This is a genomic window from Dialister sp. (assembly GCF_051885895.1).
Taxonomy (GTDB): Bacteria; Bacillota; Negativicutes; order Veillonellales; family Dialisteraceae; genus Dialister.
In genome coordinates this window covers 4,869-9,302 of sequence record NZ_JBJEXP010000058.1, presented here as the reverse complement: position 1 = coordinate 9,302, position 4,434 = coordinate 4,869, and the positions used below count along the sequence as shown (strand labels likewise).

Genomic DNA, 4,434 nt, shown 5'->3' with positions numbered 1-4,434 from the left:
ACGGAAGAAGAACTGCAGGAATTCATGGCATCTTACAAAAAAGAGCTGGCTCATATTTATAAAATGGCCAGTGCCAAAAAAGCATTCATGGCCCGGCAAAAAATTCCCAATCTCAAATCGGCACTGGAAGAATGTGACCGGGACATGAGACAGGATATTGAAGATTTGAAAAAGAAGTACGGCATCCATTATTGAATGTCTGTATATGATTTTTCTCATTTATTTCTAATTGGAAAAATAAAGAGAGATATGGTATAGTATCCTTGTTGCCCGATAAGGGCTGCGTTCTGAAAAATCCTTTTCACTCAAAGAAAAAAAGATTTGACAGAAAGCGTCGAAAATGATATAATCATTTTCGTTGAACGGACCATTAGCTCAGCTGGCAGAGCACCTGACTCTTAATCAGGGTGTCCGGGGTTCGAACCCCTGATGGTCCACCAGAACTTAAATCCCACGAACTTTCGTGGGATTTTTTGTTGTATAAAATACTGTTTTTATAATAAGGCTTCTTTCCTGTGAAAGGCAGAAAATTTGTAAGGATACCCCATCCAACCTCTTTATATTCCGTCAGCTGTCCTCTGCTGCTGCCCTATTTCTCTTCTGCAATTTATGATAGAATAGTTCCAAATGAAAATATCTGCGGAGGTGTTCCTATGAAATACAGAAGTACCAGAAGTAATGAAACAGTGACGGCAGAAGAAGCTCTGGTCAAAGGGCTGGCCGATGACGGCGGCCTTTATGTGCCCGAAAGCCTGCCTGCCCCTTTTCTGCAGGCCGATGAACTGAAGGATATGACCTATGAAGAGCTGGCGGCTTTTGTACTGTCTCATTTCCTTACCGATATTCCGGCAGAAGAGCTGAAAAAACTGACGCACAGTGCGTATACAGGCACTTTTGAAACGGAAGAGATCGTGCCGGTAAAAACGCTGTCCCAGTCTTTTTCCATGGCAGAAATGTTTCATGGAAGAACCTGTGCTTTCAAGGATTTAGCCCTTTCACTCTTTCCCTACCTTCTTGTTTATGCCAAAAAGCAGGAGAAGGACGGAAAGGAAATCCTGATTCTTACCGCAACCTCCGGGGATACAGGCAAAGCGGCGCTGGAAGGATTCCGGGATGTGCCGGGTGTCCATATTATGGTTTTCTATCCATCTCATGGCGTGAGCCCCCTGCAGCAGGATCAGATGCAGAAACAGCTGGGGGATAATGTGAAAGTCCTGGGCATTGAAGGAAACTTTGATGATGCACAGGGAACGCTGAAGCAGGTATTCGGCAGCAGTCTCCGCAGGGAAGAAGCAGAGAAGGGAGTGCTCTTCTCCAGTGCCAATTCGATTAATATCGGCCGCCTGCTGCCCCAGGTGGTGTATTATGTCTGGATCTGGCTGCAGCTTTTGAAGAATGGGTCCATCGGACCGGACGAGACTTTCAATGTAGTCGTGCCTACCGGAAACTTTGGAAATATTCTGGCTGCCTGGCTGGCAAAGAAGGCAGGCGCTCCTATTGGACAGCTCATCTGTGCTTCCAATGAAAATAAGGTGCTGGCTGATTTCTTTGAAACGGGAATTTATGATATTAACCGCCCCTTCTACACCACAGAAGCACCATCCATGGATATTCTCATTTCCTCCAATTTTGAACGGTTCCTGTACTATCTCACCGGCTCTGCGGAACAAGTGAAAGACAGCATGGAACAATTGAAAAAGGAAGGAAAATACCAGGTTTCCAAAGAGGCATTCCATAAAGCAGGCATGGAAATGACCGGCGGCTGGGCTGCACCGGAGGAGATGATCCATGCCATGGGAGAGGTATATGAAAATTATGACTACCTCATGGATCCTCATACAGCGGTAGCCTACTCTGTTTATGACCATCTAAAGCGGGAAGGCAAAATTGCCCGTCACTCCCATACAGTGATCATCAGCACGGCCCACCCGTATAAGTTCCCCGGTGTTGTAGCCAAATCCCTGGGACTGAAAGAAATGGACAGCCCTTATGATACTCTGCGGGAAATTTCTGATAAGACGGGCATTTCTATTCCCTCTCAGCTGGGAGAACTGGAGAATCGTCCCAAACGGTTTACGGAAACCATTGATCGAAAGGACATGGCAGATGCCATTCGTGATTATGCAGAGGAAATTATAAAGAAGAACTGAATCACCGGCGGTGGTGATTTGCGCAGGTCGTTTGCTGCCCTTCACCATTTTTCTCTAAAAGCTTGATGACCGGTTATCACAGGCAGCGCCTGCGGCAGCGATGGCTGCAGGCGCTTTTCCGTTGTCGAAATGAGAAGCTTTCTTCCTGATCTGCAGTGAAATATCATAAGGATCTTTTACCGGCGCCATCAGGCGCCGCCTTTATTTAGCTTTATTAATTCCTTACCATACAGCACCTCGCCGGTTTTTCTGTACCGGTAAGCTTCCATCAACTGATTTAAATTTATTTAAAACAATGGTATGATATATTTAAAAAGAATCCAATAGGATTGATGGTGAGCAGCCGCCTGTCGAACCGTGGTGACAGGAACAGGGAAAACTGTTTCGTAAAGCAGCAGGACAGAACGTCTGCCCTGTATACTGACCATGAGAGACAGATATATTCAGGGCTGCAGCCATATTATATCAAAGAGTATATTTTTTTACAGGCTGCCTGTTTCGGCAGGATGACTTGGGGGAAAATCAATGCCATCATGGCACAACCGGTGATGGATTGAAATTCTGCGGAAACCAGAAAAGCACTGATTTGATTCTGTGATTTTAACAGTTAACAGTGTTTTTCTGCTGATGGCCTGGCTTTAGCGTATCCTGTACATATATAACAATAAATAATAGAGGCTTCTTATGAGATATCGCAACTGGAATGAGAAAGGGGAGCGCAGATTCCGACTCTCCATACTTGCACTGATGATAGTGGTGCTCGCATCTATCCACCTCTTTGATCCGACTTTTTATCCTACTATTTACCATTTATCTAAAGACGGGGACCTCAGGGGAACTATAGCTTACCTGCACAGCTTTGGCATATATGCCGCTTTCATGAGCTTTTTTATTGATGTTGTCATCAATATTGTGGGATTTCTTCCTTCTATTTTCATTTCAACGGCCAATGGGCTGATTTTTGGACTTTTCTGGGGCGTTATCATTTCCTGGCTGGCGGAAACGGTGGGGGTCATTATTTCCTTCTATGTCATGCGTACCCTTTTCCGGGGCATGGCCATGAATATTATTAATAAAAGTAAGACGTTGAAAAAGCTGGATTCCTATGATTCCTGGCAGGCTATTGCCGCTGCCCGGGCCATTCCCTATATGCCCAATGGACTTGTGACGGCCATAGCAGCGCTTTCGAGCATGCATTTCCGCCAGTATGCCTTGGGCTGTCTCATAGGCAAGCTTCCTTCCACTGCCCTTGAAGTGGTACTGGGACACGACGTAGTCAATATGGAGGAGCATGCCTTCCGCCTCACCATTCTGATTATCCTGGTAACTCTTATTTATGGAGGCGTCTGGTACTATAACAGAAGAAAAAATAAAGTGAAAGGCAATTAAAAATGGAAAATGAAGAATGGAGAATGAAAGTGCGGCGCCTTAAAAAATGGAAGGCGCCGAGGATAAAGGAATAGATGCAATGATGAAAACACAGATGGGACCATTTTATCTGAATAGTCGTGATAGATAATTAAGAATGGAAAGTGAGTGCAGTGTTTTTTAGTCTTTTGCAGGTGCCCCATGAAGGAAAATATCATACAGAGAAAAACGGAAAATTTTGCTTACAGGATGATTGATTTATGCAAGGTCCTTCGAACTGATTTCAAAGAATATGAAATATCGAGGCAGCTTATTCGGTCCGGTACAAGTATTGGAGCGAATGTGGTTGAAGCACAGAATGCAATCAGTAAGAAGGATTTTTTACTAAAAATGTATATTTCATTGAAAGAGTGTGGAGAGACGCTGTATTGGCTGAGACTGCTGCATCACGGCAAGTATGTGATGACAGATAATTTCGAGTCCTTATATGCAGATTGTGAAGAAATAAGAAAAATACTCATTGCCATCATAAAGAAAACAAAAATAAATATGAATAGGGATGTTGATTTATAATAGGATCTTCCTTAGTAACAGAAAGAGGTTATTTCCAAACACTGCTTTGGGGCATGGGAATAACCTCTTTTGCTGTATAAAAAAGCAGCGCTGATTTAAGCGCTGCTATCACCAGTTTACATTCTTAATTGCAGTAATCATTGCTTTCATAAAGCAAATGGCTCTAAGCTGACAACGGCTGATGCAGAGAATACAAAAAGGGCGGTGCCAATATAAAAACAGCACCGCCACAATCATTTTCCATTCTACATTCCCAATTTTTAATTGCTGTAATCATTGCTTTCATAGAGCAAATGGCTCTAAGCTGACAACGGCTGATGCAGAGAATACAAAAAGGGCGGTG

Annotated in this window: 5 protein-coding genes and 1 tRNA gene; 5 read left to right on the top strand and 1 reads right to left on the bottom strand. The window is 43.8% G+C overall.

The window, feature by feature from the left end:
- The 5 genes from ACI4N7_RS04940 to ACI4N7_RS04920 form a co-directional block, all read left to right on the top strand.
- On the top strand, positions 1–195 hold a 195-nt coding region (locus ACI4N7_RS04940; RefSeq protein ID WP_439732255.1), incomplete at its 5' end, for a hypothetical protein.
- A 169-nt stretch (positions 196–364) separates the two neighbouring features.
- A tRNA-Lys gene (locus ACI4N7_RS04935) sits at positions 365–440 on the top strand.
- Positions 441–653: 213 nt separating this feature from the next.
- Positions 654–2,150: a threonine synthase gene (gene thrC / locus ACI4N7_RS04930; protein ID WP_439732254.1), complete on the top strand. Its 1,497-nt coding sequence runs from the start codon at positions 654–656 to the stop codon at positions 2,148–2,150.
- Positions 2,151–2,834: 684 nt separating this feature from the next.
- Complete coding sequence (locus ACI4N7_RS04925) at positions 2,835–3,539, top strand: TVP38/TMEM64 family protein (RefSeq protein WP_439732253.1); 705 nt, start codon at positions 2,835–2,837, stop codon at positions 3,537–3,539.
- A gap of 180 nt (positions 3,540–3,719) precedes the next feature.
- Positions 3,720–4,091, top strand: coding sequence for a four helix bundle protein (locus ACI4N7_RS04920; protein ID WP_439732252.1), 372 nt, complete (start codon positions 3,720–3,722; stop codon positions 4,089–4,091).
- A gap of 163 nt (positions 4,092–4,254) precedes the next feature.
- On the opposite strand, the gene ACI4N7_RS04915 is transcribed toward ACI4N7_RS04920, so the two are convergent.
- Positions 4,255–4,434, bottom strand: a 180-nt coding sequence (locus tag ACI4N7_RS04915; protein WP_439732251.1) for a hypothetical protein, incomplete at its 5' end; no start/stop codon positions are given.

Coding starts and splice junctions, on each gene's coding strand:
- ACI4N7_RS04920 (WP_439732252.1), top strand. CDS start 3,720: ATGAAGGAAAATATCATACAGAGAAAAACGGAAAATTTTGCTTACAGG.
- thrC (WP_439732254.1), top strand. CDS start 654: ATGAAATACAGAAGTACCAGAAGTAATGAAACAGTGACGGCAGAAGAA.
- ACI4N7_RS04925 (WP_439732253.1), top strand. CDS start 2,835: ATGAGATATCGCAACTGGAATGAGAAAGGGGAGCGCAGATTCCGACTC.